The sequence below is a fragment of the Oricola sp. genome, assembly GCF_965230365.1.
Lineage (GTDB): Bacteria > Pseudomonadota > Alphaproteobacteria > Rhizobiales > Rhizobiaceae > Oricola.
Genome location: NZ_OZ246003.1, coordinates 904851 through 931190 on the forward strand (window position 1 = coordinate 904851; position 26340 = coordinate 931190).

Consider the following 26340-nt stretch of genomic DNA (forward strand, 5'->3'; position numbering starts at 1 on the left):
TTTAGAAAGGTCGCGCTCTAACGGGGTGCCGCATTGCGGCTGAGAGGCAGAAGCCAACCCGAAGAACCTGATCCGGTTAGCACCGGCGTAGGGATTAGACGCAGATTGGCCGCTCCGGCTGCCCGCGCCTCAATCCCAGTTCAAACCAAGGAGGTGCGAAGTGCACAAGTACATACTGACGTTTCTCGTTGCGGGAACCCTGTCCGTCCCGGCCGCCGCCGACACGCTGACGATCTATACCTATGAAAGCTTCACATCCGAATGGGGTCCCGGTCCGCAGGTGGAGACCGCGTTCGAGGAAAAGTGCGGCTGCGATGTTCGTTTCGTTTCGGTCGCCGACGGCGTGGCGCTGCTCAACCGGCTGCGGCTGGAAGGCGGCAACACCGATGCCGACATCGTGCTCGGCCTGGACACGAACCTGGTCACCGATGCGAAGGCGACGGGTTTCTTCGCGCCGCATGGTATCGATACGACTCCCGTCACCGTGCCAGGCAACTGGTCGGACGATGTCTTCGTGCCCTTCGACTACGGGCATTTTGCGGTGATCTACGACACCGAGGCGCTGGCGGAAGCGCCGACGAGCATGCGCGCGTTTCTCGACGGCGACAGCGAGGCAAAGATCGCCATTCAGGATCCGCGCACGTCGACGCCTGGCCTTGGCCTGTTGCTTTGGATCCGCGAGATCTATGGCGATGACACGCCGGCGGCACTCGAGAAACTGCGCGAAAAGGTGCTGACCGTGACGCCGGGCTGGTCAGAATCCTACGGCCTGTTCACTGAAGGCGAAGTGCCAATGGTCCTGTCCTATACAACATCGCCGGCCTATCACATGATCGCCGAGGGTACGGAGCGTTACCAAGCGGCAGCCTTCGAAGAAGGGCATTACATGCAAATCGAGGTCGCCGGGATGACGGCCAACGGGGCCGAGAACCCGCTGGCCGCGCAGTTCCTCGAATTCATGATCAGCCCGGCCTTCCAGGACATCATTCCGCAGACGAACTGGATGCTGCCGGCGGCTGGGACATCCGAACCGCTCGATCCGGCGTTCGGCAAGCTTGTGCAGCCGGCGAAAACCCTGCTGTTTTCGCCGGAGGAAGTGGCGGCGAACCGCAAAGCCTGGGTCGATGAGTGGCTCGAGATCATGAGCCGTTGACACGCACAGGCCTTCGATTGACAGGCGCGGCAACGCGCCTGCGCGAAGGTCTTGCGGCCTGGGTGGCGGTCCTGGCGATCGCCACCCTGGCGGCCGGCGCGTTCCTGCCGCTTGGGGTGCTGGCATTTCGCCAGGCCGAGACCGGCTTGGAAGAGCTGCTTGCCGACCCGGTCGTCTGGCGCAGCCTGCGGTTCACGCTTCTTCAGGCAGGGTTGTCGACGCTCTTCTCGGTCATTCTTGCCATCCCTGTGGCGACCGCGCTGCACGAGTTCCGGGCGTTCCCCGGCCGGCGGCTGATCCTCTCGCTGTTTTCGCTACCGCTCGCGCTGCCGCAGATCGTGGCCGTTCTGGCAATTGTCGGGATTTATGGCGAGCGGGGTGTGGTCGTTGCGGCGCTGCAGTCCGTCGGCATCGATTTCCCCTCGGTCTATGGTCTGACCGGCATCCTGCTTGCGCATGTGTTTTTCAACATGCCGCTGGCGGTGCGGATCGTGCTCGGCGGGCTGACCGGAATGCCGGCCGAGTATGACCGGCTGTCGCACCAGCTTTCGATGGGCTTTGCGGCGCGGTACAGGCTCGTCTACTGGCCGTTCATGCGGCCCGCCGCGATGTCGGCGGCCTCGCTGATTTTCATGTTGTGCGTGACGTCTTTTACGGTCGTGCTCACGCTGGGCGGCGGTCCGCGGGCGACAACCCTGGAAGTCGCGATTTATCAGGCATTGACCTTCGATTTCGACGTTGGCCGGGTCGTCATGCTGTCGCTGTTGCAGGTCGGCGTAACGGTACTCGCCTTCGGCCTTCTGCTGCGCGCTGGTGGCGAGGTATCGGCGGGCGTCACACTTGGCGATGCGGCGGCGTTTCCGACCCGGCGCACACTGTTTGGCCGGCTGTGTGGAGCCCTGATCATCGCGCTTGGCACGATCTTCGTGCTGTCGCCATTCGCGATGATCGTCTGGCGCGGGCTTGCCGCCGACCTGCTCCGGCTGGCGGGTCAGCAAAGCGTTCGCGATGCGATCGCGACAAGCCTCACTCTGGGCTTCTGCGCAGCGGTGATATCCGTCGCTTTGTCATTCGCGCTTGCCTCCGGCATCGCGGTCCGGGCGGCGCGGCGCGGCTTTACCGGCGCGCCCGGAAACCTCGAACGGCTCTTTGGGCAGGCCTCAAGTCTCATACTGGTCGTGCCGCCGGTGGTGATCGCCGGTGGCTGGTTCATTCTGATCCGGCTGGTCGCGAGCCCCTATGTGGCCGCGCCGATCATGGTCGTCGTCGTCAATGCGGCGATGGCTGTCCCCTTTGCAATCCGCTTCATGCTTCCGGCGGTGCTCAACAGCGCGGAGCGATACGGACGCCTATGCGGTTCGCTCGATCTGCGCGGCTGGGCGCGGTTCCGGTTTGTCACCTGGCCGACAGTGCGCGGTTCGATGCTGTTGGGGTTTGCCTTTTCGCTGGCGCTATCGCTCGGCGATCTGGGCGTCATCGCGATATTCGGGTCGCAGGACGTGCAGACCTTGCCCTATTTGATCCTGCAACGCATGGGGAGCTATCGCACGGACGACGCGGCCGGGCTGGCGCTGATCCTGTGCCTCCTGACGATGGCGCTGATCGTGGTCGCCGACCGGGGCGGACGAAAAATAAGGACGAACACGAATGATTGAGCGGCCGGCGGGCGTGCAATGCCGCGCCCTGGAATTCAGCTATGCGCAGGCATCGGAGACAATGCGGTTAGACGGCTCGTTTGCGGCTGGCGAGGTCACGGCGGTGCTCGGGCCGAGCGGCTCGGGAAAGTCGACGCTGTTGAACCTGATCGCCGGCTTCGCCTCGCCGCTAGCCGGGCAAGTCCTTTTCGGCGGCATCGACATGACCGGCGCGCCGGTCGGGGACCGACCCGTCTCGATGGTATTCCAGGAGAACAACCTCTTCGCGCATCTGAGCGTCTACCAGAATGTTGCGCTTGGCGTTTCGCCGAATCTCGCATTGGGACAGGCGGACCGCGCAAGGGTCGAAGAGGCGCTGACCTCGGTCGGTCTGGCCGGTTATGGCTCCCGGCGTCCGGCGCAACTGTCGGGTGGCGAGCGGCAGCGCGTGGCGCTTGCGCGTGTGGTGGTGCGTCAACGCCCGGTGCTGCTGCTGGATGAGGCGTTTTCCTCGCTCGGCCCGGCGCTCCGGGGCGACATGCTGGACCTGTTGCGCAAGATCCAGCGGGAGCGCGGGATGACCGCGATCATGGTGACGCATTTTCCCGACGATGCATTGCGCGCTGCGTCGCGGGTCATGTTCATCGAATCAGGCACGATCATTGCGGCGGGGCCGACGGCGGAGATCCTCGACGCTGAAACCGCACCGTCCCGCGTGCGCGACTATCTCGGCGCCAACCGGTCGGACAGGTTCGAAAACTGACGCGGTTTCGCCAAAATTGGCTGGCATTCGCCTTTACGAGGCGACACCCCATATAGTGGCCCGGCAGATGCCCCTTGTTTTACACTGCGATCCACCTGTATGCCTGCGGCCCGGCCACCGCTTCAGGCCGATCCAATTGACCGCCAGTGCGAGCGGAGCCGAATGATCGATGGCGCAAGGATGAACTCGTTGGCTCGTTTCGGCAGGCGTCGTGGACGGCTGCGAAACGGAGTGCGCGCAGTGGCGGTTTGCGCTATCGCGGGTGTTGTAGCCGCGTGCCAAAGCTTCACGGATCTCGGATTGGAAACGGGGATTCGGCCGTCGGACAGCCCGATCATCGCGCAGAATGTCCGTTCGGGCCGGCTGGCGCGGGTTGGCGAGGCCCAGCACCCGAAAATCCTTGCCACCTATGGCGGCGAATACGCCAATCCAAAGCTGGAGCGGATGGTCGCGGGCATTGTCGGAAAGCTTGTCACCGTTTCGGACAATCCGAGCCAAGTCTACCAGATCACCATCCTCGATTCGCCGAATGTCAATGCCTTCGCCTTGCCGGGCGGCTATCTCTACATCACGCGCGGCCTTCTTGCGCTGGCGAGCGATTCGGCCGAACTGGCCGCGGTGATCGCCCATGAAATGGCGCATGTGACGGCCAACCACGGGGTGCTGCGGCAACAAAAGGAAGCCGAGGTCGAGTTGGCCAGCCGCGTTGTCAGCGACGTGTTGTCGGACAAGGACGCGGGGCGGCGGGCACTGGTGCGCGGCAGGCTGCGGTTGGCGCAGTTCTCGCGCAATCAGGAGCTGCAGGCCGACGCCATCGGCATCGCCGCCATCGGCGAGGCCGGGTTCGATCCCTATGCGGCGGCCGATTTCCAGGAGACGATGTCGGCCTATACGGAGCTCAGAAACGCCGCCGGATACGGCAATTCGGGACTGGATTTCCTTGCCACGCACCCGTCGACGCCGCAGCGCATCGATCTGGCGGTCAGCCATGCCCGCAAGTTCGGACCGCGCGGCAGCGGTACACGCGAACGCGAAGCCTATCTGGCGGGTATCGATGGCATGCTCTATGGCGACTCGGCCGAGGAGGGCTATGTCCGCGATCAGGTCTATTCGCATGTCGGGCTCGGCATCAGCTTCAAGTTTCCTGACGATTTCGACATCGATAACCGCGCCGAGGCGGTGCTCGGCGCGCGGGCGTCCGACAGTGCTGCAATCCGCTTCGACGGCGTGGATGTGCCGACCAGGCAATCATTGGGCGACTACATCGCCAGCGGCTGGGTCGAAGGGCTGGATACCGCCAGCATCCGGCCGATTACCGTCAACGGGCTGAATGGCGCTACGGCGCGGGCGACGGCCGACCAGTGGGATTTCGATATCACTGTTTTGCGTGCCGGCAAGGCGGTTTATCGCATTTTGACCGCCATGCCGAACGGCGCGACCTCGCTCGACAGCCTCGCAGCCGAGGTGCGTAACAGTTTCCGTCTGCTCTCGGATGCGGAACGCAGCGCCCTGCGCCCGCTGAAGCTCACGTTGGTGACCGCGCGCAAGCAGGATACCGTGGGCAGTCTGGCGCGACGCATGAAGGGCGTCTCGCGCAAGAAGCAGACCTTTGAGGTGCTCAACGACCTGCGCCCCGGCCAAGCTGTCGAGGCAGGCCGGCAATACAAGATCATCACCGATTCAATCTAGCCAGGAAACGCTCTCGGGCATTGCCGTCAGTTCAGATGCATCTCGGCCAGGCCGGGGTCGTCGCGGACCAGCGCGCTGCGCAGCTTCTCGAGCGCCCGGTTCTCGATCTGACGGACGCGCTCCTTGGATATGCCAAGCTGGTCGCCAAGCGATTCCAGCGTTGCGCCGTCTTCGGACAAGCGCCGCTGCTGAATGATGCTTTTCTCGCGGTCGTTGAGCACGTCGAGCGCGCCGCGCAGCCATTCGCTGCGCCTTTGGTCATCGATGACGTTTGCGACGAGTTCGTCCTGCAAAGGCCGGTCATCGACGAGGAAATCCACCCGGGTCGCCGACGACTCGTCATCTGCGACGGGAGCCGACAGCGAGGTATCCGGGCCAGAAAGCCGCGAATCCATCAACTCGACATCCTTTTCTGAAACGCCAAGGGAATCCGAAATCTGCCGGTACATCTCGCTTTGAGATTGCCTGGCGCTCGACTGCGACAGCCGTGCCCGCAAGCGGCGCAAGTTGAAGAACAGCGCCTTCTGGCTCGAACTGGTCCCGCCGCGCACGATCGACCAGTTGCGCAGAATGTAGTCCTGCATCGATGCCCTGATCCACCAGGTCGCGTAGGTCGAGAAGCGGACTTCGCGCTCCGGCTCGAACCGCGCCGCGGCCTCCAGTAGCCCGACATGTCCTTCCTGCACGAGATCGTTCATCGGCAGGCCGAAATTGCGGAACTTCGAGGCCATGGAGATTACCAGACGCATATGAGCGGTCGTGATTTTGTGAAGGGCGTCCTGGTCCTGCAGGTGTTTCCACTGCAATGCCAGCTTGTGTTCTTCGTCGCGTTCCAGATAAGGCGCCGCCATTGCGGCCTTGACCATCGTCCTTCTTGCAGGCTCCAAAGTCATTTCGCTCTCCTGGAAGACAAGCTACGTCTGCAGCTTACTACGCCCAGGTTTCAAGAGCGGATCACAATCGGGTGACAGCGGTCAGTACTTTGCTGTCTGGCCGTCCAACAGTCTGCTCCAATCGCAAGCGAAATCTAGGTTCTCCAACCCAGCAAGTAATGCTCGATCTGACCGATCACTGCACTGACGATGACGCCAAGTAGCGACAGGATGACGACGCCGGCAAACAGGCGTTCAAGGTCGTAGAGCGAGCCGGCCTCGAGGATGTAGGCGCCGATCCCGTATTCGGCGCCCAGCATCTCAGCGGCGACAAGCAGGATAATCGCGATGGCCAGGCTGATGCGCAGTCCCGACAGGATACCGGGCATGGCGCCGGGCAGGACAATCTTGCGGACGATGGAGAACCAGGTCAGGCCGAAGCTCTGGCCCATCCGGATCAGGGAGCGGTCGACATTGTCGACGGCGCCGTACGTCGCGACCACGGTCGGTGTGAAGGTCCCGAAGGCGATCAGCGCGTATTTCGATCCTTCATCGATCCCGAACCAGATAACGAAGAGCGGCAGGAGCGCGATCTTCGGTATCGGAAAGACCGCCGCGACGAGCGGCACGAGGCCGGCGCGGACAAGCGTGAACAGGCCGATCAGCACGCCGGTTGCAATGCCGATACTCGCGCCAAGGGCGGCGCCGATGATTAGCCGGCTGATCGACGGCGCGATATGCTTGAACAACAGCCCGCTTTCCCACAGCTCCACGAATGTCATGAACACGTCGGACGGGCGGGGCAGGGTCAACGCCGAGATCCAGCCCGATCGGGTTCCCCATTCGGTAATCGCGATCAGCACCACGAAGACCATGACGCCGATCCAGCGATGCGCTTTCGGCGCGAAACCGCCGCCGCGAAACCTGACCTCGATTGGCGTCGATGTTGCAGTCGATTCAGACATCGATCAGCTCCTTGTCGGCAGCGCGGGCTTCCTCTCGCATCAACTGCCACAGCTGGTCGTGTTTGCGCTGGCAGACGGGATCGCCCCACCGGCGTTCCTGGATCGGCGTGTCGATCTCGATAATCTCGCGGATTTTTCCGGGTCGTCGAGACAGCACGGCGATCTGGTGGCCGAGCCTGACCGCCTCTATCAGGTTGTGGGTCACGTAAACCGCCGTGAATGGTTGGCGCGTCCACAGACCGACGAGATCATCCATCAACAGTTCGCGCGTCTGGGCATCGAGCGCCGAAAGCGGTTCGTCGAGCAGCATGACTGCCGGATTGACGGCGAGGGCCCGCGCGATCGCGACACGCTGTTTCATGCCGCCGGAAAGCTGTTTTGGGAGCGCGCGCGCGAATTCGGACAGGTTCGTGCGGTCCAGTACGTCATCGATGACGGCGCGGGCTGCCGCACCGCGAATGCCGTGATCCTCCAGCACCAATGAAATATTGCCCTGCACGCTTCGCCAGGGCAGCAACGCAAAGTCCTGAAACACATAGGTCAGCGGGTTCAGGCAACCCGGCTGCGGTGCGCCGATTTGCAAGACCCGTCCGCTGGTCGGACGCTCGAGACCGCCAATCAGCCGCAGCAGCGTGGACTTGCCGCATCCCGAGGGGCCGACAAGGCAGATGATCCGGCCCGTGGGGATTGCCATGTTGATGTCGGAAAGGACTTCAGTCTCGCCATAGGAATGGCAGATCGAATCGAGCGATATTTCCATTTTTCGGGCACTTCCTGGCATGCGGCGGCGCTGTGAGGCGCCGCCGCGGGTGGAGAAGTTGTCAGGCTTCGTAGGTTTCCACGTAGCTGCCGTCGACCAGCGTATCGAGCGTGATGTCGGCGTCGACCAGGCCCTCCGACTGGAACCACTCCAACTGGTCGCGAACCGACGCGATGTTGAGCCGCGATCCGTCGTTGATCCGCATCGTGCCGTTGATGATGGATGGAGCGGCCTTTTCGCGGGGCCGGTCGGTGTAGACGTATTTGTGGATGAGATCGACCATCTCGTTGACGCCGGAATCGCCGCCGGCCTTGTCGATCATCGTTTTATTGTAATCGCTGACACCCCGCCCGAAGCTCGCCAGGAAGTCGCCGGTCTGGCCGCGTTCGTCGGCCGCGTTGGCGGCGGAGGTAAAGACCGTCGTGATCTGGTAGTGCGGCAAATAGTCGGAGATGTTGCCGATGATGTGGACGGCGCCCGAGCCGGCGAGCGGCTTGGCGATATGCGGCACGATCGACCAGGCGTCGATCTGTCCGGACTTCAGCGCACCGATGATGGCGCCGACTTTCTGCAGCGGCTTGTAGGACATGGAGACGCCTTCGGCGGCAGCCACCTTGGCGCCCATGTAGTGGAACGACGAACCGGCCGTTGAAATGCCGAAGGTCTTTCCGTCCAGCGCGGCGGGGCTGTTCAGCCCGGCCTGGAACGCAGCATCGGATGCGAGGATTTTCTGGCCGTCGATGCCGGGCTCCTCGCTGAGTGCACCGCCGATGACCTTGATGGCGCCCTTGTCCGCCAGCGATATCAGGCCGCCGGAAATCGCCGTGACGGCATAGTCCACGTCGCCTGACGCGATGGCGACCGCCATCGGCTGTGCGGCCTGAAAGAACTTGAGTTCGATATCGAGGCCGGCGTCGGCGAAGTAGCCGCGCTCCAGGGCGATGAAGCTGCCCGAATGCGAGGTGAAGCGCAGAGCGCCGACGACGATCTTATTGTTCTGCGCAATTGCCGGCGCCGGCAAGGTCGTCGCGGCGGCGGCCGCTCCGATCAGGCCCAGCGTCTGGCGTCTGTTGAGTTTGGTCATGGTTTCCTCCCTTTTTCCGGCCCCGTTCGGAAGCCGATCTCCTTTAAAGTCCCATATCGGCGGCGATATCCTCATCGAGAATTTGCAGGGCCGCTTTTGTGTCGCGCTTCAAAATCGCTTCGCGCAAGCGCGCGTGGCGATGGGCACGCGCCGCAAAGTCGATGCGGCCTTCGCGCAGCAATGCCAGCCGGAAGCGCCGCGACTGGTTGTAGAACTTGTCGGACAACTCGATCAGGCGCGGCGAGGCGCACGCCTCCATCAGCGCGATCGTCAGGTCGCGGCAGGCGTTGTCCCATTGCAGCGCGGTTACGTCGTCCGGCGACTGCTGCACGGCGTCATCCGCCCGGCTCATGGCATGCAACGCGGCCACCACACGCGCTTCCCAGGCGACCTCGCCGCGTTCCAACGAGCGGGCGAGCCCGAGTTTTTCGATCTCCAGGCGCATGAGCAGGATATCGCGGAGATCGTCTTCGGTCGCCGAGGTGACGCGGAAGCCGCGCTGCGAGGTCGCCTCCACCATGCCTTCGGCTGCGAGCATGCGCAGCGCCTCGCGCATCGAGTGGTTGGAGCCGCCATAGCGCTGACGAAGCGCGTCGATCTTCAGCTTCTGGTCCGGGTGCAGGATGCTGAACGAGATGTCGCGGCGAATTGCCGACGCCAGCATCGCCACCACCGTATCCTCCTCGTGAGCCCGACCGGAAAAGAACAACTTTGCACCCTTAAATCAAAAATGTTGGATCATTTCCTGATCGTTGGGTCAGAGCTTGTCAAGACAAGGCCGGGTCGGTGGCGGGTGGATTGCAGCCTGCCGAAAACGAAAAAGCCCGGCGCAGAGGCCGGGCTTTTCAAAAGCAATCAGAAGATGCGGCTAGGCCGCTTCGTCCTGTGCGTCGCTCTCGTCGTTTTCGGCTTTCGCGCCACGCTTCGGACCCTTGTTCAGATTGGTCTCGATCAAACGCACGGCCTCGGTATCGGAGATCTTGTTGACGGCGGCGATCTCGCGCGCCATGCGATCCAGCGCCGCCTCATAGAGCTGGCGTTCCGAATAGGACTGCTCGGGCTGGTTTTCCGCCCGATAGAGATCGCGGACCACCTCGGCGATGGAAATCAGGTCGCCCGAGTTGATCTTGGCGTCATATTCCTGAGCGCGCCGCGACCACATCGTGCGCTTGATGCGGGCCCGGCCCTGGAGAATTTTAAGCGCACGCTCGACGAAATCGGGTTCCGACAGCTTGCGCATGCCGATCGACAACGCCTTGGCGACCGGAACTTTCAGCCGCATCTTGTCTTTCTGAAACTCGATAACGAACAGTTCCAGGGTGTGGCCGGCGACCTCCTGCTCTTCGATGGTCGTGATCTGGCCTACGCCATGGGCCGGGTACACGATGAACTCGTTGGTTTTAAAACCCTGCCGTTGAGATGCTTTTTTTGAGGCAGTTGCCATACTGTTTTTACTCCATGACCGGGTGCCGCCGGCAATGATCCGGGCGCCACCAGAGCGTGATCCTCGTCATTCTTGCACGCGCACAAAGTTCATCTTCCGGGGGCTACCGATAAGGCCAAAACAGGCCATTCCGATGTTCCACCGGTTGCTGAGACGATCCTTCAATGTGAGAGCGTCAGACAGCCCAAGAGCGTGACGTGCGATGACATTCGAACTATATAGCACAAAAACGCGCGATTTTCAATGCGTTGCGCGTAACACAAAATCCCGTTGCGTTAACGAGTCGCCGCAAACCGGCCCAATCGCTGCAATCGCCGGGTATGTTGCCGTTTCAGTCTCCCTGTCCGGGCTCCGGCGAGAAATACAGTTCATACTTGTTTTCGACGCCGTCCATTTCCTTCGAATCGCCCGGCGGCTCACGTTTGACCGTGATATTCGGCCATTTGTCGGCATATTCGGTGTTGATTTGCAGCCATTTCTCGAGGCCTGGCTCGGTATCGGGCCGAATGGCGTCGGCCGGGCACTCCGGTTCGCAGACACCGCAGTCGATGCACTCGTCCGGGTGGATCACGAGCATGTTGTCGCCTTCATAAAAGCAGTCGACGGGACAAACTTCCACGCAATCCATGTATTTGCAGCGAATGCAGTTGTCGGTGACGATATAGGTCACGGTGGTGCTCCGGGAGACGTCTGCCGCAGGCGCGGCGGGGTTCAGCGCCTTTCGGTAATCCCTTTGTCATATGGGTTCAAGGGGGCAACACTCCCGACGCGGAAACGATTTTTGCGCGTTTCGCTTCAGTTCAGCGAAATTGTTCCGCTGTCGCCAATGAGCATGCGGCGAAAGGCCTCATAGGACGCTTTGGGCGTTCGCCGTTGCGTTTCATAGTCCACATGCACGAGGCCGAAACGCTTTCCGTATCCCAACGCCCACTCGTAGTTGTCGAGCAACGACCAGGCGAAGTAGCCGCCGACCGGAACGCCTTCGTTTGTGGCGCGCATCACCGCTGCGAGATGGTCGTTGAAATAGGCGATCCGCTGGCGGTCCGCGATCGTGCCGTCTTCGATCCGGTCGTCGCTCGCCATTCCGTTTTCGGTGACGATGATCGGCAAGTCGCCGGTGTAGTCGCGTTTCAGCCGCGACAGGGTGGCGTAGAGACCGTCTGGGTAGACCTCCCAATCCATTGCCGTCTTGGGCAATGGCCCTTCGACCGCCTCCAGTGACGGCCAGGGCTGCCGGGGTGCGTCGCGCAGAATGCTGCGCGTGTAGTAGTTGACACCGAGCCAGTCGAGCGGCGCGGAGATGGCCGCCATATCGTCGTTGAAGCCGGTTGGCATGTGCGCTGCGAGCGTATCGAGAATGTCGGCGGGATAGGTGCCATGCATGAGCGCCTGAACGAACCATCTGTTGTAGATCCCGTCATGGCGTTTGGCGGCCGCGATATCGGCATCCGAATTGCTCGCCGGATTGGCGTGTTCGAAGTTGAGAACGATGCCGAGTTTAGGGATCGCGTTTGCCCGCAAGACCTCGATAGCGCGGGCATGCGCCAACAGGACATGGTGCATCGCCCGGGCAGTGGCCCGGATGTCGCGCATGCCGGGCGCGTGCGCGCCGATGAAGTGGCTGAGCCACGAGACGCACCAGGGCTCGTTGATTGTCGCGACGGCGGCCATTCGGTCGCCGATCAGCTTGGCGACGATTTCGGTGTAGTCGGCAAACCAGCCGGCGACGTCCCGGTTGCGCCATCCGCCGAGATCGGAAAGCGCTGCCGGCAACTCCCAGTGATACAGGGTAAGATACGGTTTCAGGCCGCGTTCGAGGATCGCATCGGCCAGGCGGTCATAAAAGTCGAGACCGTCGCGATTGGGCGTCCCGCGGCCCTCGGGCAGAATACGCGACCAGGAGGTGGAAAACCGGTAGGCGCCGAAACCCGCGGCGCGGACCAGGTCCAGGTCCTCGCAAAAGCGATGATAGTGATCGCAGGCGAGCGCGCCGGTTTCCGCGTTGACGACGTTTCCCGGCGTCGCGGCAAATGTATCCCAGTGCGAAACGCCGCAGTTGCCATGGGCGGCGCCCTCGATCTGGTAGGCGGCGGTCGCAGCGCCGAAGATGAACTCTGCCGGAAAGTCGGTGCGGGCAAGCGTCATGTCCATGTCGATACCTCTCTTCGGGCGCTAGGTTGGGATCAGTCGATGCCGCCTTCCCGGTTTGAGAAGCGGTCGATTTCGCGGCGTTCCTTCTTGGTCGGGCGGCCTGCGCCGGGCGTCCGCTCCGCTGGAGCACGGTCAAGCGCGCTCGACGGTTTGGCCGGCGCTGGTGGCGACAGGTCCTCGTAAAGCAAACGGGCTTCCGGCGCCGGGCCGCGCCGCGTGCCACAATCGGCGATCCGGTAGACAAGCACCCGACGATCCAGCGTGATCGTCAGCACGTCATCCGGCTGCACCTCGCGGCTGGCCTGCGCAATCTTCTCGCCATTGACCCGCACCCGGCCGGCCTGCGTCATCTTGGCCGCCAGGGTGCGCGATTTCGCCACCCTGGCAAAAAACAGCCATTTGTCGATGCGCTGGCGGTCCGCAGCCATGGGCGCCGGCTATTTCTCGAGCTGCTGCTTGAGCGCGGCCAGTTTGGCGAAGGGCGAATCCGGATCGACCGGCTTCTCGCGCCGCTGCGGTTTCTGGTTCGGCTTGGGACCGTCGGAACGGTTTTCGGGGCGCGGACCCTTGCCCTTGCGCTTCGGCCGCCCGCCGTCCTCGTGCTTCTTTCCGCGCTGTTTGCCGCGTCCGCCCGCATTGTCCTGTTGTTCATGTTTCTGGCGGGCGCCGCGGCGGTTGCGGTCGCCGCGCATCTGATACCAGACAAGAACGGGCTTGGGTTCTTCGGCCGCCGTCCCGGTTGCTTCGCCAGTCGCCTGTGAAGCCGGTTCTTCAGCTATTGCGGCCACGGGCTCCGGCGCCGGCGGCTCGGCGGCGGGTTCGCTGACCGCTTCCGGGCTCGCGGGCACGGATTCGCCGGTCTCCGTTACGGTCGGTACTTCGTCGGCGGGCGCTTCGCCGGCCGACGCATCCTCGGCCGGTTCGGTCGCAGCGTCAGGCGCAAGCGCGGCTTCCGCGCTGTCGCCGGCAGCCTCCGGCGTGGCAGCGGGCTGCGGCGCTTGGGGCTGCGGCACTTGGGGTTGCGGCGCTTGGGCTTGCGGCGCCTGGGCTTGCCGCAATGCGTCCATCTTCGCCTCGAATTCCTCCGGCTGCAGTACGTCATGCCGGTAGCCGAGGCTTTTGAGCACGGCCTCCATATCGTCGGCGGTCGCGCCGAGAATCGACATCATGGCTGGCGTAACGAAGAACCGGCCACGACCGGCCGCGCCGTCGGGCAGATCGCCGCTGGCTTCGCGCCACTGCAAGGCAGGGCGGATCAGATCGGCCAGGCGTTCGAGGATGTCGACCCGCACGGCGCGCGAGCCGAGGTGCCGGTAACCGGCAAGCTTGTAAAAAGCAGTGTCGTACTGGGTCTCCGGCACCAGCGATGTCCGGCCCGTCGACAAGAGATGCACCACATCGCCGTAGCCCGGCTTCTCCCGCCCGTCGTTCTGCAGTGCCCACAGCAGCGTCAACAGGCCGGCGGGTGCGGGCTTGATCAGCGCCGGGATGAAGATGTGGTAGAAGCCGAACCGCACGCCGTAACGGCGCAGCGCGGCGCGGCCGTCCTGATCGAGCGAGCGGATCTCGTCGGCGATCTCGCGGCGCTGCACGATGCCGAAGTTCTCGATCAGCCTGAAGCCGATGCCGCGCGCAATGCCCGACAGTTCGTCGGCCTTACTCAGATCGACCAACGGCTTGAGGTGCGTCTCGATATGATGCGCCAGAAACCGCTCGGCGCGGGTGGCGACCTGCTCGCGATCCGGCCCGGTCAGTTGCTCGTCGGCAAGCAGCACAAGCCGTGGCTTGAGCCATTCCTCGCCGGCGACGATCGAGGCGACGGGCGCTCCGAGCCAGCGCAGCACGCCGTCGGTTCCGATTGCCAGATCGTTGTTGCCGGACGCGGCGAACCGGCCCGCCCGTTTCTCGAATTCGGCTGCAAGGCCCTTGGCCGCGGCGGTCCGGACAGCCTTGGCGTCTTCGCCTTCCGCAGTCCGGTCGGCGGTAAAGCGGAAGCCGTCCAGCTGTCCGACATGATGGCCCTCCACGATCACGTCGCCGCCGGGGCTGATTTCTGCTTCCATTGTCACGTTCTCTCGCAGGCGCTTCATGAGTGCCGATGTCCTGCGGTCTACGAAACGTTTCGTCAACCGCTCATGCAGCGCGTCGGAAAGCCTGTCTTCTATTTCACGGGTTCGTTCCTGCCAATGGACAGGGTCAATCAGCCATCCCGGGCGGTTGGCGACATAGGTCCATGTCCTGATCTGGGCGATGCGCGCCGAAAGCGTATCGATCTCTCCATCGGTGCGGTCGGCGCGTAACACCTGTTCGGCCATGTAGTTCTCGTCGACATGGCCGCTCTTCACCAGATCGAAGAAAATCTGCGAAATGATGTCGGCGTGCTGGGCCGGCGCGATCTTGCGGTAATCGGGCAGGACGCAGGCATCCCACAGAAGCCGGACTTCATCGCGGCCGGTGCATTTGTCGGCGACGGTTCGGTCGCGGGCGAGAAATTCGAGCGCCCGCTGGTCGACGGCGGGCAGCGCCTTGGTCAATCCGCGTTCATTCGGCGCGACGTCCAGCGATGCGCGCAATGCGTCAATCGACGTGAAATCGAGCGCGCGCGAACGCCATTGCAGCATCTTCACCGGCTCGAAGTCGTGGCTTTCGATCCTGCGCACCAGCTCGTCGTCCAGCGGGATGGCCCGGCCGGAGACGCCGAATGTGCCGTCGCGGATATGGCGGCCGGCGCGGCCGGCGATCTGGCCCATTTCGGCCGGGTTAAGGTCCCGGAAACTGTAGCCGTCGAACTTGCGCAGCTGGGCGAAGGCCACATGGTCGACATCCAGATTCAAGCCCATGCCGATTGCGTCTGTGGCGACCAGGTACTCGACGTCGCCGTTCTGGTAGATCTCCACTTGCGCATTGCGGGTTCGCGGCGACAGCGCGCCCATCACCACGGCTGCGCCGCCGCGTTGGCGCCGGATCAGTTCGGCGGTCGCATAGACCTCGTCGGCGGAGAAGGCGACAATGGCGCTGCGGCGTGGAAGCCTGGTGATCTTGCGCGATCCAGCATAGGCGAGGTGCGACATGCGGGGCCGGTCCACGATGTCGATGCCCGGAAGCATGGCGAGCAGAATTCCGGCCATCGTGCCGGCGCCGAGCAGCAGCGTTTCCTCGCGGCCGCGCAAATGCAGCAGCCGGTCGGTGAAAATGTGACCCCGTTCCAGATCCCCGGCGAGCTGGATTTCGTCGATCGCGACAAAGGCCGTATCGGTCTGCGGCGGCATCGCCTCGACCGTGCAAACCGAAAACCGGGCCTTCGGCGGCGCGATCTTTTCCTCGCCAGTGATCAGGGCGACGTGGTCGGCGCCGACCTTCTGGACGACGCGGCCATAGACCTCGCGCGCGAGCAGGCGCAGGGGCAGACCGATCATCCCGCTCGAATGGGCGACCATCCTTTCGATGGCGTAATGGGTCTTGCCGGTGTTCGTTGGACCGAGCACCGCCCGGACACGGTGTCCTGAGAAGATTTCGGGAGATGTTGACTCTGACATGAAATTCGAATCCGGGGGATTTCCGGGCGTGGGAGCGGGAAACAGGTCGGTAAGCGGTTTAACACGCCCAATCGACAATTAAAGGGCGAAAAAAGCGCGAATTCATGACGCCCGGACCCACTTTCGGTTGCAGAATTTAACAACCAGAACGAGTCTGGAACGAATCGGCGACGAATCGCTGACTCTCATAGGTTGCATCTTTGTTCCCCACCATATCTTGTGGGTGCATCGCTTGATCGCACCATTTGCTGATTCCGTTTCCCGCAGACGCATGGCAATTCCTGTTGCGCTGTTAACGGTTCGCGCCGCGTTTTCGCGAAGAATCGTAACGCGTTGAATTTGAAGTGCTTTAGACAGGATTTGTTAACCATTGTCTTTAACGGTTGGTTAGGTTTTCGTTAAGAATCAGAACCGAGGCGGAACGAAGCGGCGACGAATCGCTGATTTCCCCGTGTTCGCGATCCGTTCACCACCATATGTGGTGTGATGCGATCCTGGCCAATACAACCATAGCGATTCATCCGTACCGAAACCGCTTTGATGGCAGGCCAATTCGTTAACAACAGCCCCCGCAATGCATGCCGAATGCCCGCCGGATCAGTTTTTCGCGGTTGCCGCATCGATCAGGCGGTAAGCGTCGGCGCTTGCCCAGTCAGCCGGTCCGTTCATGTTGGCAATCACGCAATTGTTCTCGTCGACCAGCAGCGTCACGGGCAATCCGAAGGCTAGGCCTTCTTTCTTCAGCGTGTTGAACACGCCGATTGTCGGGTCGTGGTAGAAGGCGAGATGCTCAAGGCCGATATCCTCGGCAAAGCGGCGCGGTTTTTCGTCCGAGCCGCCATCGACCGAGATTGCGACGACATCGAAAGCCTCGCCGCCCTTGTCCGCCTGCAGGCGGTCGAGCGCCGGCATTTCCTCTCGACACGGTGCGCACCAGGTCGCCCAAAGGTTGACAAGGCGGACTTTGGCGCCGGTGTCGGCAAAGGTGACCGGCTGGCCCGCCGGATCGTTGAATGCGAGACCGGAAAGGTCGTTCGGCGAGGTCCGGTTGGCCATCGAAGCGACATCGCCGCTCAGAAACGGCTTCAGTTCCGCACCCTGCGCTATGGCAGCCGAACACGTGGCGTGTCCGGCGGCATTGCCAGAATGCGCGCCGTAAGCGTATATCCCCGCAGCGCCGGTTACGGCGCCAAGACCGATTGCGACAGCAGCAATTGTCGCGATCGACGGGCCTTGGCGGGTTGCGGGGCCATTCTCAGATTCCGGGGTATCCTTCTTCATGTCCGATGACATCGACAACAAAAGCTCCAATCAGATGTGGGGCGGGCGTTTCGCATCCGGCCCGGCCGCCATCATGGAGGAAATCAACGCCTCCATCGATTATGATCGCAGGCTTTTCGCGCAGGATATCGAGGGATCGATTGCCCATGCGACCATGCTTGCCGACTGTCACATAATTTCGGCATCGGATCGCGACAAGATTATTCACGGGCTGAACACGATCCGGTCAGAGATCGAAGCGGGCGGATTCTCGTTCTCGCGCAAACTCGAGGACATTCACATGAATGTCGAGGCGCGGCTGGCCGACCTGATCGGCGCCGCTGCCGGCCGCCTGCACACGGCGCGCTCGCGCAACGACCAGGTCGCGCTCGATTTCAGGATGTGGGTGCGCGCGGAAGCGGCAAAGACGGTTGCCGCACTCAAAGGGTTGATCGCTGCCTTGCTTGTCCGCGCCGAGGAGCACGCCAAGACAGTGATGCCCGGGTTCACGCATCTGCAAACCGCGCAACCGGTCACCTTCGGCCATCACTGCATGGCCTATGTGGAGATGTTCGGCCGCGACCTGTCGCGCATGCGCGACTGCCTTGCCCGTATGGATGAATGTCCGCTCGGCGCTGCCGCGCTTGCCGGCACCGGATTTGCGATCGATCGCCACCAGACCGCGACTGCGCTTGGTTTTTCGACACCGACGCGCAACTCGATCGATACGGTTTCCGACCGCGACTTCGCGCTGGAGTTCATGGCGGCTGCCGCGATCTGCGCGACGCATCTGTCGCGCTTGGCCGAGGAGATCGTCATCTGGTCGACGCCACAATTCGGCTTCGTGCGCTTGTCGGATGCATTCTCGACCGGTTCCTCGATCATGCCGCAGAAAAAGAACCCGGACGCCGCCGAACTGGTGCGCGCCAAGACGGGGCGGATCAACGGCAACCTGATCGCGCTTCTGACGGTCATGAAGGGGCTTCCGCTGGCCTATTCGAAGGACATGCAGGAGGACAAGGAAGCCGTATTCGACGCCGCCGAATCGCTGGAACTGGCGCTTGCCGCGATGACCGGCATGATCTCCGATCTCGTCGTCGACGAGAAGGCCATGAAGAAAGCCGCGGGATCGGGCTTCTCGACAGCGACGGATCTTGCCGACTGGCTGGTGCGCGAGCTTGGCGTTCCGTTTCGCGAGGCGCACCACATCACGGGCCGGGCCGTGGCGCTTGCGGAGGAAAAACGCACCGCGCTCGAACGGCTCGACCTGGCCGATCTGCAATCGATCCATGGCGGGATCACCGAAGCGGTCTTCGACGTTCTGACCGTCGCCAAGTCGGCAGCAAGCCGGAAAAGCTTCGGCGGCACGGCGCCCCAGGAAGTGCGCCGGCAGATCCGTTACTGGAAGAAAAAGCTGGAGAAGGACGGCTGATCCGAAAACGCCGTCTGGCGGGGCTGTTCAATTTGGCGTCTGCGCGCTAGGAACATGTCCCGGAGACGAACGGATTTTGGCGGGCGCGAAAACAATGGAACTCGGGCGGTTTGGGCATATCCTTCTTGCAGCGCTGCTGGCGATGGCGGTCTCGGCCTGCGGCCGCGCCGGGGAACCGGAGTTGCCGCCGGCGAGCGCAACAGAGGCTCCGGCCGATCAACAACAGGACGAAGTCGAGGACAAACCGTTTGTCCTCGATGCGTTGATCTGACCGCGATAGTCGAGCGCAGGGCTTACAAGTGAACCATTTTGAATACCGCGACGGTGTGCTGCATGCCGAGGGCGTTGCTATTCCGGCGATCGCCGGCGCGATCGGCACGCCTTTCTATTGTTACTCGACGGCGACGCTAGAGAGGCATTACCGGGTTTTCGCCGATGCCTTCGCGGATATCGACGCGATGGTCTGCTATGCCATGAAGGCCAATTCCAACCAGGCGGTGCTCAAGACGCTCGCCGCGCTCGGGTCCGGGGCCGACGTGGTTTCGGAGGGCGAGTTGCGGCGCGCGCTGGCGGCCGAGATCCCTGCCGAGAAGGTGATGTTTTCCGGCGTCGGCAAGACGGCGCGCGAAATGGACTATGCGCTTCACGCCGGTATCCACTGCTTCAACGTCGAATCCGAACCGGAACTGGAGCTTTTGTCGGCACGCGCCACTGCGGCGGGACGAACCGCGCCGGTGTCGATCCGGATCAATCCCGATGTCGATGCGAAAACGCACCACAAGATTTCGACCGGCAAGAAACAGGACAAGTTCGGCATCTCATGGCTGCGGGCCCGCGATGTCTATCGCCGCGCCGCCGAACTGCCGGGATTGCGGGTGATCGGCATCGACATGCATATCGGCAGCCAGATCACCGATTTGCAGCCCTTTGACGACGCGTTCAGATTGCTGACCGAACTGGTCGGGCAGTTGCGTGCCGATGGCCACGATATCGAGCATGTCGACCTTGGCGGCGGGCTCGGTATTCCCTATCGCGCCGACAACGCGCCGCCGCCCTTGCCGGACGCCTATGCGGAGATCGTCAAGACGCATGTCAGGCCGCTGGATGTGAAGGTGATCTTCGAACCGGGCCGCATGATCGCCGGCAATGCCGGGATTCTCGTCACCGAGGTCCTTTTCGTGAAAGAGGCGGACGAGAAGAGCTTCCTGATCGTCGATGCGGCGATGAACGATCTCGTGCGGCCGACCCTCTACGAGGCCTGGCACGAGATCACCCCGGTGGCAGAGCCCGATATCGAGGCCGAGCGCATCAAGGCCGACATTGTCGGACCGGTTTGCGAATCGGGCGACTTTCTCGGCCTCGACCGCGATATGCCGCGCGTGGTGCCGGGAGATTTGCTGGCGGTCGGTTCGGCCGGCGCCTATGGCGCGGTCCAGTCGGGAACCTACAATACGCGGCTGCTGGTGCCCGAGGTCATCGTCAAGGACACGAGCTTCCATGTGGCCCGCCCGCGGCCCGACTATGACGATCTGATCGGACAGGACAGCGTTCCGGACTGGTTCTGATCCCGCCTCCTGCCGCCATGTCACGTCCCGCGCTGACGAAGCCGTGATGGGATTTTTCGCTTTTCAGCCTCGTCTTTGCCAATTTGAGTGCTAGTCTTTTCGGCGGAGATACTGGCCGATGGCTGAAGAACCGAACAATTCCGCGGCAAATCCGCGTCTTTCACGCCGGTTGCGTCTGGCGCGCGGCTTGACGCGTTTCGCCCTGCTTGCTGAGCGCCTCGTCCCGCGTGCCTTGCCGCTCGTTGGCGTGGTCGCACTTTATGCCGCATTGTCATGGTTCGGCTTCTTCCGGATCGTTCCCGATTGGCTTCGAATAGGCGTTGCCGCATCGCTCGGCGTTGCGGCGCTGGCCAGCCTTTGGCCGTTGCTTGCATTTCGCATGGCGGGCGGACGCGAGATCGACCGCCGGCTGGAGCGTGCAAATCGGCTGACGCATGCTCCGATCACCGCCCAGGATGATCGTCTGGCCGGCCAGACGGATGACCCATTCGCGGCGGTGCTGTGGCGCGAGCATCAGCGGCGCTTGGCGCTCGGCGTTCCGGCGGTGGAAGCTGCAAGGGCACGCACCGGGATACCCGAACGCGACCCGTTTGCGTTGCGCGCCGTTGCCGCGTTGCTGGTCGTTTTCTCGTTTGCATGGTCGTTCGGCGTTTCCGGCGGGTCGCTCGGCGATGCGTTTCGCAGTCATGTGCGCATCGAGACCGTGCCGGTGCGCATCGATGCCTGGGTGACCCCGCCGGCCTATACCGGGTTTGCGCCGGTCTTCCTGACATCGGAGCAGAATGCTGCGCGCACCGCATTCTCGGTGCCTGCCGGCAGCGTCGCGGTCGTTCGCATCGCGGGCGGCAAGGGCAGCGAGAACGTGGCCTGGCCGTCCGATGAAACCGTGCTCGGCACCGTCACCGGCGAGGCGCCTGCCGCCCGGCCCGGATCGCGCCGTTTCGAGGTGACGCTGGAAGCCACCGGCGAATTGTCGATCAACGAAGGCGGCGAACAGTTGAAGGCCTGGGGCTTCGAGATCATGCCCGACTTGCCGCCATCGATCGCCTTCAAGGGCGACCCGGTGCGCGCGGCGAACGGCACCATGACCGTCGAATACAACGCGACCGACGACTATCGGGTCGCCGCAGCGCGCGGCATCATCGAACTGGCCGAGGACGGGGAAGGCGAGGCGCGGCCGCTTTACGACGCGCCGGAGCTGCCGCTTGCCTTGCCGCGCCGGTCTTCCAAGGACGGTTCGGCCAAAACGATGAAGGATCTGAGCGAACATCCGTGGGCGGGTGCGCGCGTCACGCTGCGGCTCGAGGCCGAAGACGACAAAGGCCAGAAGGGGTTCAGCGAAACCACAACGCTGGTCCTGCCGGGCCGCCCGTTCTCCAATCCGGTGGCGCGGGCGATTATCGAGCAGCGCCGCAATCTCGCGCTCGACGCCAACAGCGTCCCCGCCATTGTCGATGTCATCGACGTGCTGACCCTCTATCCCGAGGAGACGATCAAGGACGCCAGCGTTTATCTCGGTCTTGTCACCGCGAGGACGAAACTCAAAAGCGCGCGTGGCGATGACGAGGCATTGCGCGGCGTCGTCGACTATCTCTGGGAGTTTGCCCGGGCGGTCGAGGACGGCAACCTTTCCGAGGCCGAGCGGCGTTTACGCGCCGCCCAGCAGGCGTTGCAGGAAGCGCTCGAAAACGGCGCTTCAGATGAACAGATCGAACAGTTGATGGCGGAATTGCGCGAGGCGATGCAGGACTATATCCGCGAACTCGCGCGCCAGATGGAGAACAATCCGGAACTGGCCGAGCAGACCTCGCCGGAAAACATGCAGCAACTGGAGATGCAAAATCTCGAGGAGATGCTCGACCGGATCGAGGAACTCGCCAAATCTGGTTCGCGCGAGCAGGCGCAGGAGTTGCTGTCGCAACTGCAGGACATGATGAACAACCTGCAGATGGGCCGGCACAACCAGCAGCAGGGCGACGGCCAGAACCGCGCCCAGCAGCAGATGAACGAGCTTGGCGAGATCCTCCGCCGCCAGCAGGAATTGATGAACGAAACCTACCGCCAGAACCGGCGCGGCGGCGAGGGGGAGCAAAGCCAGCAAGGGCAGCAGGGCCAACAGGGCGAGGGCCAGCAGGGGCAGGGTGATCAGCAGCAGTTCGGCCAGAACGGGCAGGGCGGCGAAGGTCTGCAGGGGCTTGCGCCCGGCCAGCAGGGCCTGCAGCAGCGCCTCGACCAGTTCATGGAAGGCCTGCGCGGCATGGGCATCGATCCGGGCGAGGCATTCGACGATGCCGGGCGCGCGATGGGCGATGCCGGCGACCAGTTGATGGACGGCGACGGCGAAGGCGCATTCTCCAGCCAGGGCGACGCGATGCAGGCGTTGCGCGAGGGTGCGGATTCCATGATGCAGCAGATGCAGCAGGCAATGGATGGCCAGACCGGCGCGTCGGAGCCGGGCGGCAATCGCAACGGTCTCAATCGCGACCCCCTCGGGCGTCCGCAACGTTCGGCCGGCCCGGATTTCGGCGATTCGGTCGAGATACCCGACGAAATCGACATCCGGCGCGCGCGCGAAATCCTCGAAGCCATCCGCCGCCGGCTTGGCAATGCGCTCTCGCCGCAGCTCGAGAAGGAATATCTCGAGCGCTTGCTGGAACTGAACTAGACTGTTTTGCCGGGGTTCAGGCCGCGAGCGCCTGGGCGACAGCCTTGCGGATATCAGTCAGCGTGAAGGGCTTCTGGACGACATCGACAACTGCCTTCTCGACGTCGCGGGCGCGTTCACGCTGTTCGGCGTAGCCGGTCATCAGCAGAATGCGCTGCTCGGGATACTCCTTGGCGATCTCCTTTGCCATGGCGATCCCGTCCATTGCCGGCATGCGGATGTCGGACAGTACCAGATCGTAGCCGCCGCTGCCGGCCAGAACGCGTTCGAGGCCGATATCGCCGTCTTCGGCTTGCTCGACCGAATGGCCGTCGATTTCCAGCGCGCGCGCCGTAAAGCCGCGAACGGAATCATCGTCCTCAACCAGCAAAATACGCGCCATCAAGCGTCTCCTGTCACTACGCCGACAAAAGGCAGTTCACGGAATGCATGGCCGACATCCATGCCGTATCCGACAACAAAATGATCCGGACACTCGAAGCCGACAAAGTCCGCCTGGACAGGCGTATCGGCCTGCCGGCGCACCGACTTGTCGAGCAGCACCGCAATGTTCACACTTTTTGCGCCGCGCTCCATCATGAGGTCGCGCGCAAAGGTGAGTGTCCGCCCCGATTCCAGGATATCGTCGATCAGCAGGATGTCGCGCCCGGCCACGTCGCTGTCGACATCGCGCAGCACGTTGACCTTTCCCGCCTCTGTCCCCGCACCGTAGGTCGACAGCATGATGAACTCGACGCCGGGTTCGAGACCGGCGTCGTGCATCGCGCGCACGAGATCGGCGGAGAAGATGAACGACCCCTTGAGGACGGAGATGACGAGCAGATCGGTGTAGTCGCGCGCGGCGATAAGCTTGGCCAGTTCGAGATTGCGCGCGGCGATCGTCGAGGCGGAGAACAGGATTTCGATATTCTTGCCGCGTACGACGGGCATGATGTCAGACTCCATTGCCGGTTGCGAAACGCAGGTCGGGCGTTTCGCTGTAGCCCGGTTTTTTCGGCATCCTGACCGTGAATGCAAGGCTTTTGCCTGCGGCAAGCGTCTCGCCGCGCGCCAGCCGGTACACCAGGCGGTCGCCATCGGCCAAGGGAGCGAAGGTCATCACGATGTCGGGCACGGTGCGCGGCGCGCGCGTATCGTTGCGGACAATGGCGCTGATCGACACGGCGCGGGCGGCGGCAGGGTCTTGCGCATCCTGGCGGATCGTCAGGGTCAGGTCGCTGCGCGATGCCGCGGTTCCGTCAAAGAGAACATGGCCGCCCGACATCAGGAATGCGGCGAACGCTGCTGCGGCGACCAGGGTGACGTAGGTGCGGCCGAAAACGCGCGTGGGGCGCACCGCTCCTGGCGGTCCGGTCAGGACATCGATCTGGCCCTTGTGGCTGTCCATGGCCACCGGTCCCCCGGATGGATCGGCCGGCGTACTGCCATTGCGCGCTCCCGGACGGACGGTCTCGAACTCCGCGTCTATGATTTCGTGCGTCAAAGGCTGCCTACCCCATGCGGTCGCCAAACGCGGATCCGCCAAGCTCCGGTCTAGGGCAGTTTCGTTAATTCTAGGTATTTCGCTTCTGACTATATCGCGTGTGGTTCAATTCGTCGGCCAACTGCACTAAGCCTTCGGAGGATAACCGCGAAGCGAATCGGACGGACGCTTTGATCAAATTCGAGAATGTCGGGTTGCGATACGGCATGGGACCGGAAGTCCTGCGCGATGTTTCCTTCCACATCACGCGGCAATCCTTCCAGTTTCTCACCGGGCCGTCCGGCGCGGGCAAGACGACGCTGCTTCGCCTGCTGTTCCTGTCGCTACGGCCGACCCGCGGCCTGATCACGGTGTTCGACAAGGATATCTCGACGATCGAGACCGCGGAGCTGCCGCAGATGCGTCGGCGGATCGGCGTGGTGTTCCAGGATTTCCGGCTTCTCGATCACATGACCGTCTATGAGAATGTCGGCCTGCCGCTCAGGGTGCGCGGCAAGGAGGAGGCTTCCTACCGTAGCGACGTCCTCGACCTGCTCGACTGGGTGGGACTGGGCGACAGGCTGCATGCCCTGCCGCCGGTCTTGTCGGGCGGCGAAAAGCAGCGCGTGGCGATTGCCCGCGCGCTGATCGATCAACCCGAGATCCTGCTCGCCGACGAGCCGACCGGCAACGTCGACACGCCGATGGCGCGGCGGTTGCTGCGTCTATTTCTGGAACTCAACCGGCTCGGCACCGCCGTGGTCATCGCCACGCACGATCTCGGGTTGATGGATCAGGTCGATGCGCGCCGGATGATTCTCAGCCAGGGACAGTTGGAAATCTATGAGTGAGGCAGCGGGCAAGGCTGGCGCGAAGAGATGGGCGCGGTCGCGCAAAACCGCCGCCCGGTCGTTGCCTGGACAAGGCACGCCGGAACTGCGGCCGCTGGTCTCGATCGTCCCGAAACACGGCACCGCCGGCCAGGCGCTGGTGCTGGTCATCGCGATCATGTCGTTCCTTGCCTGCCTGACGATCGGCGCGGTTTCGCTGGTCAACCAGAGCGCGCGGACCTGGCAGAGCCAGATCTCGCGCGAGGCGACGATCCAGATTCGCCCGTCCGGAGACCAGAACATGGAAAGCGCGCTACAGACCGCGCAGGGCATCGCGCTGGGCTTCGCCGGCGTCCGCGACGCGCGCATCATCGGCGGGCCGGAAACCGTCGCGCTGCTCGAACCGTGGCTCGGCTCCGGTCTCAGCCTCGACGAACTGCCGGTGCCGCGTCTGGTGGTCGTCACCATCGACGACACCGCGCCGCCGGATTTCGCGGCTTTGCGATCGGCCATCGAGGCGGCGATACCGGAGGCTTCGCTCGACGATCATCGCGCCTGGGTCGGGCGGCTCGTCGGCATGGCGCGCACCGCAACGCTGATTGGCCTGTCCGTCCTGTCGCTGGTGATGGTGGCTTTGGTGTTTACCGTGATCTTTGCGACGCGCGGTGCGATGTCCGGCAACCAGCATGTCATCGAAGTCCTGCACTTCATCGGCGCGCGCGCCGGGTTCGTCGCTGGCCAGTTCCAGTCGCGGTTTCTCATGTCCGGCATTGTCGGCGCGCTGATCGGTGGTGGCGCTGCCGTCTCGATTTTCCTTCTGGTCGGGATCTGGGCTTCGCGCAACATCATCACGCCCGAAGGCGAGATGGCGTCGGCCTTCTTCGGCGACTTCTCCATTGGGGCAAGCGCCTATGCGGGTGTCGCAGGGCTGGTGGTCTTCGTCGGGCTGTTGACCGCGCTGACCACGCGACTGACCGTTCTGCGTGCACTGCGCGACATCGACGACCGGCGTTCGGATCCGGGCCGGCTCGACTAAGTCATGTTGACAAAAGGGATTCCCAAATCAGCGTGGTTC

The 26340-nt window shown here is 63.2% G+C and carries 24 protein-coding genes and 1 riboswitch; of the genes, 10 read left to right on the top strand and 14 right to left on the bottom strand.

Annotated elements, in window-relative coordinates; all coding sequences use genetic code 11:
• Nucleotides 1-11 precede the first annotated feature (11 nt).
• Nucleotides 12-111, top strand: a riboswitch (TPP riboswitch).
• A 49-nt stretch (nucleotides 112-160) separates the two neighbouring features.
• The 4 genes from thiB (at nucleotide 161) to ACO06R_RS04375 (ending at nucleotide 5239) form a co-directional block, all read left to right on the top strand.
• Entirely contained in the window at nucleotides 161-1153 is a 993-nt protein-coding gene (gene thiB / locus ACO06R_RS04360; RefSeq protein WP_421856574.1) for a thiamine ABC transporter substrate binding subunit, read from the top strand.
• On the top strand, nucleotides 1150-2808 hold the full coding sequence (locus tag ACO06R_RS04365; RefSeq protein WP_421856577.1) for a thiamine/thiamine pyrophosphate ABC transporter permease ThiP: 1659 nt from the start codon (nucleotides 1150-1152) through the stop codon (nucleotides 2806-2808). The genes thiB and ACO06R_RS04365 overlap by 4 nt, the downstream gene beginning before the upstream one ends.
• Nucleotides 2801-3550, top strand: a complete 750-nt coding sequence (locus ACO06R_RS04370; RefSeq protein WP_421856580.1) for an ATP-binding cassette domain-containing protein — start codon at nucleotides 2801-2803, stop codon at nucleotides 3548-3550. The genes ACO06R_RS04365 and ACO06R_RS04370 overlap by 8 nt, the downstream gene beginning before the upstream one ends.
• Nucleotides 3551-3730: 180 nt before the next feature.
• The gene (locus tag ACO06R_RS04375) at nucleotides 3731-5239 is read left to right on the top strand and encodes a M48 family metalloprotease (protein WP_421859209.1); all 1509 of its coding nucleotides are present in this window, start codon (nucleotides 3731-3733) and stop codon (nucleotides 5237-5239) included.
• Between the two features lie 26 nt (nucleotides 5240-5265).
• Here ACO06R_RS04375 and ACO06R_RS04380 read toward each other — a convergent pair whose 3' ends face one another.
• From ACO06R_RS04380 to tlpA, 11 genes are all read right to left on the bottom strand, one after another.
• Complete coding sequence (locus tag ACO06R_RS04380) at nucleotides 5266-6132, bottom strand: RNA polymerase factor sigma-32 (protein ID WP_421856583.1); 867 nt, start codon at nucleotides 6130-6132, stop codon at nucleotides 5266-5268.
• Between the two features lie 134 nt (nucleotides 6133-6266).
• Nucleotides 6267-7076, bottom strand: a complete 810-nt coding sequence (locus ACO06R_RS04385; protein ID WP_421856586.1) for an ABC transporter permease — start codon at nucleotides 7074-7076, stop codon at nucleotides 6267-6269.
• Nucleotides 7069-7836 (bottom strand): ABC transporter ATP-binding protein, encoded by a 768-nt coding sequence (locus ACO06R_RS04390; protein WP_421856589.1) that lies wholly within the window; start codon nucleotides 7834-7836, stop codon nucleotides 7069-7071. Before ACO06R_RS04390 ends, ACO06R_RS04385 begins: the two co-directional genes overlap by 8 nt.
• Nucleotides 7837-7897: 61 nt before the next feature.
• Complete coding sequence (locus ACO06R_RS04395; protein WP_421856592.1) at nucleotides 7898-8920, bottom strand: ABC transporter substrate-binding protein; 1023 nt, start codon at nucleotides 8918-8920, stop codon at nucleotides 7898-7900.
• A 43-nt stretch (nucleotides 8921-8963) separates the two neighbouring features.
• Nucleotides 8964-9629, bottom strand: coding sequence for a GntR family transcriptional regulator (locus tag ACO06R_RS04400; protein WP_421856595.1), 666 nt, complete (start codon nucleotides 9627-9629; stop codon nucleotides 8964-8966).
• Between the two features lie 159 nt (nucleotides 9630-9788).
• The gene (locus ACO06R_RS04405) at nucleotides 9789-10364 is read right to left on the bottom strand and encodes a CarD family transcriptional regulator (protein WP_421856598.1); all 576 of its coding nucleotides are present in this window, start codon (nucleotides 10362-10364) and stop codon (nucleotides 9789-9791) included.
• 331 nt (nucleotides 10365-10695) lie between these two features.
• Nucleotides 10696-11034 carry a ferredoxin FdxA gene (gene fdxA, locus ACO06R_RS04410; RefSeq protein ID WP_421856601.1) on the bottom strand — a complete coding sequence of 113 codons (339 nt, stop codon included), beginning with the start codon at nucleotides 11032-11034 and terminating at the stop codon, nucleotides 10696-10698.
• A 125-nt stretch (nucleotides 11035-11159) separates the two neighbouring features.
• Nucleotides 11160-12515: a GH1 family beta-glucosidase gene (locus ACO06R_RS04415; protein ID WP_421856604.1), complete on the bottom strand. Its 1356-nt coding sequence runs from the start codon at nucleotides 12513-12515 to the stop codon at nucleotides 11160-11162.
• A gap of 32 nt (nucleotides 12516-12547) precedes the next feature.
• Nucleotides 12548-12943, bottom strand: coding sequence for an RNA-binding S4 domain-containing protein (locus tag ACO06R_RS04420; RefSeq protein ID WP_421856607.1), 396 nt, complete (start codon nucleotides 12941-12943; stop codon nucleotides 12548-12550).
• Nucleotides 12944-12952: 9 nt separating this feature from the next.
• Complete coding sequence (locus ACO06R_RS04425; RefSeq protein ID WP_421856610.1) at nucleotides 12953-16051, bottom strand: helicase-related protein; 3099 nt, start codon at nucleotides 16049-16051, stop codon at nucleotides 12953-12955.
• Between the two features lie 597 nt (nucleotides 16052-16648).
• Complete coding sequence (gene tlpA, locus ACO06R_RS04430) at nucleotides 16649-17332, bottom strand: thiol:disulfide interchange protein TlpA (RefSeq protein WP_421856613.1); 684 nt, start codon at nucleotides 17330-17332, stop codon at nucleotides 16649-16651.
• On the opposite strand from tlpA, the gene argH reads away from it, so the two are divergent.
• The 4 genes from argH to ACO06R_RS04450 all read left to right on the top strand — a co-directional run bounded on the left by argH (nucleotide 17331) and on the right by ACO06R_RS04450 (nucleotide 22973).
• Nucleotides 17331-18743 (top strand): argininosuccinate lyase, encoded by a 1413-nt coding sequence (gene argH / locus ACO06R_RS04435; protein ID WP_421856616.1) that lies wholly within the window; start codon nucleotides 17331-17333, stop codon nucleotides 18741-18743. The genes tlpA and argH overlap by 2 nt on opposite strands.
• 94 nt (nucleotides 18744-18837) lie before the next feature.
• On the top strand, nucleotides 18838-19014 hold the full coding sequence (locus ACO06R_RS04440) for a hypothetical protein (protein WP_421856619.1): 177 nt from the start codon (nucleotides 18838-18840) through the stop codon (nucleotides 19012-19014).
• Nucleotides 19015-19042: 28 nt separating this feature from the next.
• The gene (lysA, locus tag ACO06R_RS04445; RefSeq protein ID WP_421856622.1) at nucleotides 19043-20308 is read left to right on the top strand and encodes a diaminopimelate decarboxylase; all 1266 of its coding nucleotides are present in this window, start codon (nucleotides 19043-19045) and stop codon (nucleotides 20306-20308) included.
• 118 nt (nucleotides 20309-20426) lie between these two features.
• Nucleotides 20427-22973: a TIGR02302 family protein gene (locus ACO06R_RS04450; protein ID WP_421856625.1), complete on the top strand. Its 2547-nt coding sequence runs from the start codon at nucleotides 20427-20429 to the stop codon at nucleotides 22971-22973.
• Nucleotides 22974-22989: 16 nt separating this feature from the next.
• Here the strand turns inward: ACO06R_RS04450 and ACO06R_RS04455 are convergent, their stop codons facing one another.
• From ACO06R_RS04455 to ACO06R_RS04465, 3 genes are read right to left on the bottom strand one after another with little or no spacing between them, the layout of a single operon-like run.
• A complete protein-coding gene (locus tag ACO06R_RS04455) occupies nucleotides 22990-23355 on the bottom strand; it encodes a response regulator (protein ID WP_421856629.1) in 366 nt (121 codons plus the stop codon).
• On the bottom strand, nucleotides 23355-23903 hold the full coding sequence (gene hpt, locus ACO06R_RS04460; RefSeq protein ID WP_421856632.1) for a hypoxanthine phosphoribosyltransferase: 549 nt from the start codon (nucleotides 23901-23903) through the stop codon (nucleotides 23355-23357). Before hpt ends, ACO06R_RS04455 begins: the two co-directional genes overlap by 1 nt.
• Before the next feature lie 4 nt (nucleotides 23904-23907).
• Entirely contained in the window at nucleotides 23908-24456 is a 549-nt protein-coding gene (locus ACO06R_RS04465) for a hypothetical protein (protein ID WP_421856635.1), read from the bottom strand.
• Nucleotides 24457-24626: 170 nt separating this feature from the next.
• On the opposite strand from ACO06R_RS04465, the gene ftsE reads away from it, so the two are divergent.
• Together ftsE and ACO06R_RS04475 are read left to right on the top strand one after the other, a co-directional pair.
• The gene (ftsE, locus tag ACO06R_RS04470) at nucleotides 24627-25286 is read left to right on the top strand and encodes a cell division ATP-binding protein FtsE (RefSeq protein ID WP_421856638.1); all 660 of its coding nucleotides are present in this window, start codon (nucleotides 24627-24629) and stop codon (nucleotides 25284-25286) included.
• The gene (locus ACO06R_RS04475; protein WP_421856641.1) at nucleotides 25279-26301 is read left to right on the top strand and encodes a cell division protein FtsX; all 1023 of its coding nucleotides are present in this window, start codon (nucleotides 25279-25281) and stop codon (nucleotides 26299-26301) included. The genes ftsE and ACO06R_RS04475 overlap by 8 nt, the downstream gene beginning before the upstream one ends.
• The last annotated feature ends 39 nt before the right edge of the window (nucleotides 26302-26340 follow it).

Excerpts from the sequence above, each read along its gene's own strand:
- ACO06R_RS04370 (WP_421856580.1), top strand. The coding sequence starts at position 2,801 with ATGATTGAGCGGCCGGCGGGCGTGCAATGCCGCGCCCTGGAATTCAGC.
- ACO06R_RS04375 (WP_421859209.1), top strand. The coding sequence starts at position 3,731 with ATGAACTCGTTGGCTCGTTTCGGCAGGCGTCGTGGACGGCTGCGAAAC.
- ACO06R_RS04380 (WP_421856583.1), bottom strand. The coding sequence starts at position 6,132 with ATGACTTTGGAGCCTGCAAGAAGGACGATGGTCAAGGCCGCAATGGCG.
- ACO06R_RS04385 (WP_421856586.1), bottom strand. The coding sequence starts at position 7,076 with ATGTCTGAATCGACTGCAACATCGACGCCAATCGAGGTCAGGTTTCGC.
- ACO06R_RS04390 (WP_421856589.1), bottom strand. The coding sequence starts at position 7,836 with ATGGAAATATCGCTCGATTCGATCTGCCATTCCTATGGCGAGACTGAA.
- ACO06R_RS04395 (WP_421856592.1), bottom strand. The coding sequence starts at position 8,920 with ATGACCAAACTCAACAGACGCCAGACGCTGGGCCTGATCGGAGCGGCC.
- ACO06R_RS04405 (WP_421856598.1), bottom strand. The coding sequence starts at position 10,364 with ATGGCAACTGCCTCAAAAAAAGCATCTCAACGGCAGGGTTTTAAAACC.
- ACO06R_RS04415 (WP_421856604.1), bottom strand. The coding sequence starts at position 12,515 with ATGGACATGACGCTTGCCCGCACCGACTTTCCGGCAGAGTTCATCTTC.
- ACO06R_RS04420 (WP_421856607.1), bottom strand. The coding sequence starts at position 12,943 with ATGGCTGCGGACCGCCAGCGCATCGACAAATGGCTGTTTTTTGCCAGG.
- ACO06R_RS04425 (WP_421856610.1), bottom strand. The coding sequence starts at position 16,051 with ATGTCAGAGTCAACATCTCCCGAAATCTTCTCAGGACACCGTGTCCGG.
- argH (WP_421856616.1), top strand. The coding sequence starts at position 17,331 with ATGTCCGATGACATCGACAACAAAAGCTCCAATCAGATGTGGGGCGGG.
- tlpA (WP_421856613.1), bottom strand. The coding sequence starts at position 17,332 with ATGAAGAAGGATACCCCGGAATCTGAGAATGGCCCCGCAACCCGCCAA.
- ACO06R_RS04440 (WP_421856619.1), top strand. The coding sequence starts at position 18,838 with ATGGAACTCGGGCGGTTTGGGCATATCCTTCTTGCAGCGCTGCTGGCG.
- ACO06R_RS04450 (WP_421856625.1), top strand. The coding sequence starts at position 20,427 with ATGGCTGAAGAACCGAACAATTCCGCGGCAAATCCGCGTCTTTCACGC.
- ACO06R_RS04455 (WP_421856629.1), bottom strand. The coding sequence starts at position 23,355 with ATGGCGCGTATTTTGCTGGTTGAGGACGATGATTCCGTTCGCGGCTTT.
- hpt (WP_421856632.1), bottom strand. The coding sequence starts at position 23,903 with ATGCCCGTCGTACGCGGCAAGAATATCGAAATCCTGTTCTCCGCCTCG.
- ACO06R_RS04475 (WP_421856641.1), top strand. The coding sequence starts at position 25,279 with ATGAGTGAGGCAGCGGGCAAGGCTGGCGCGAAGAGATGGGCGCGGTCG.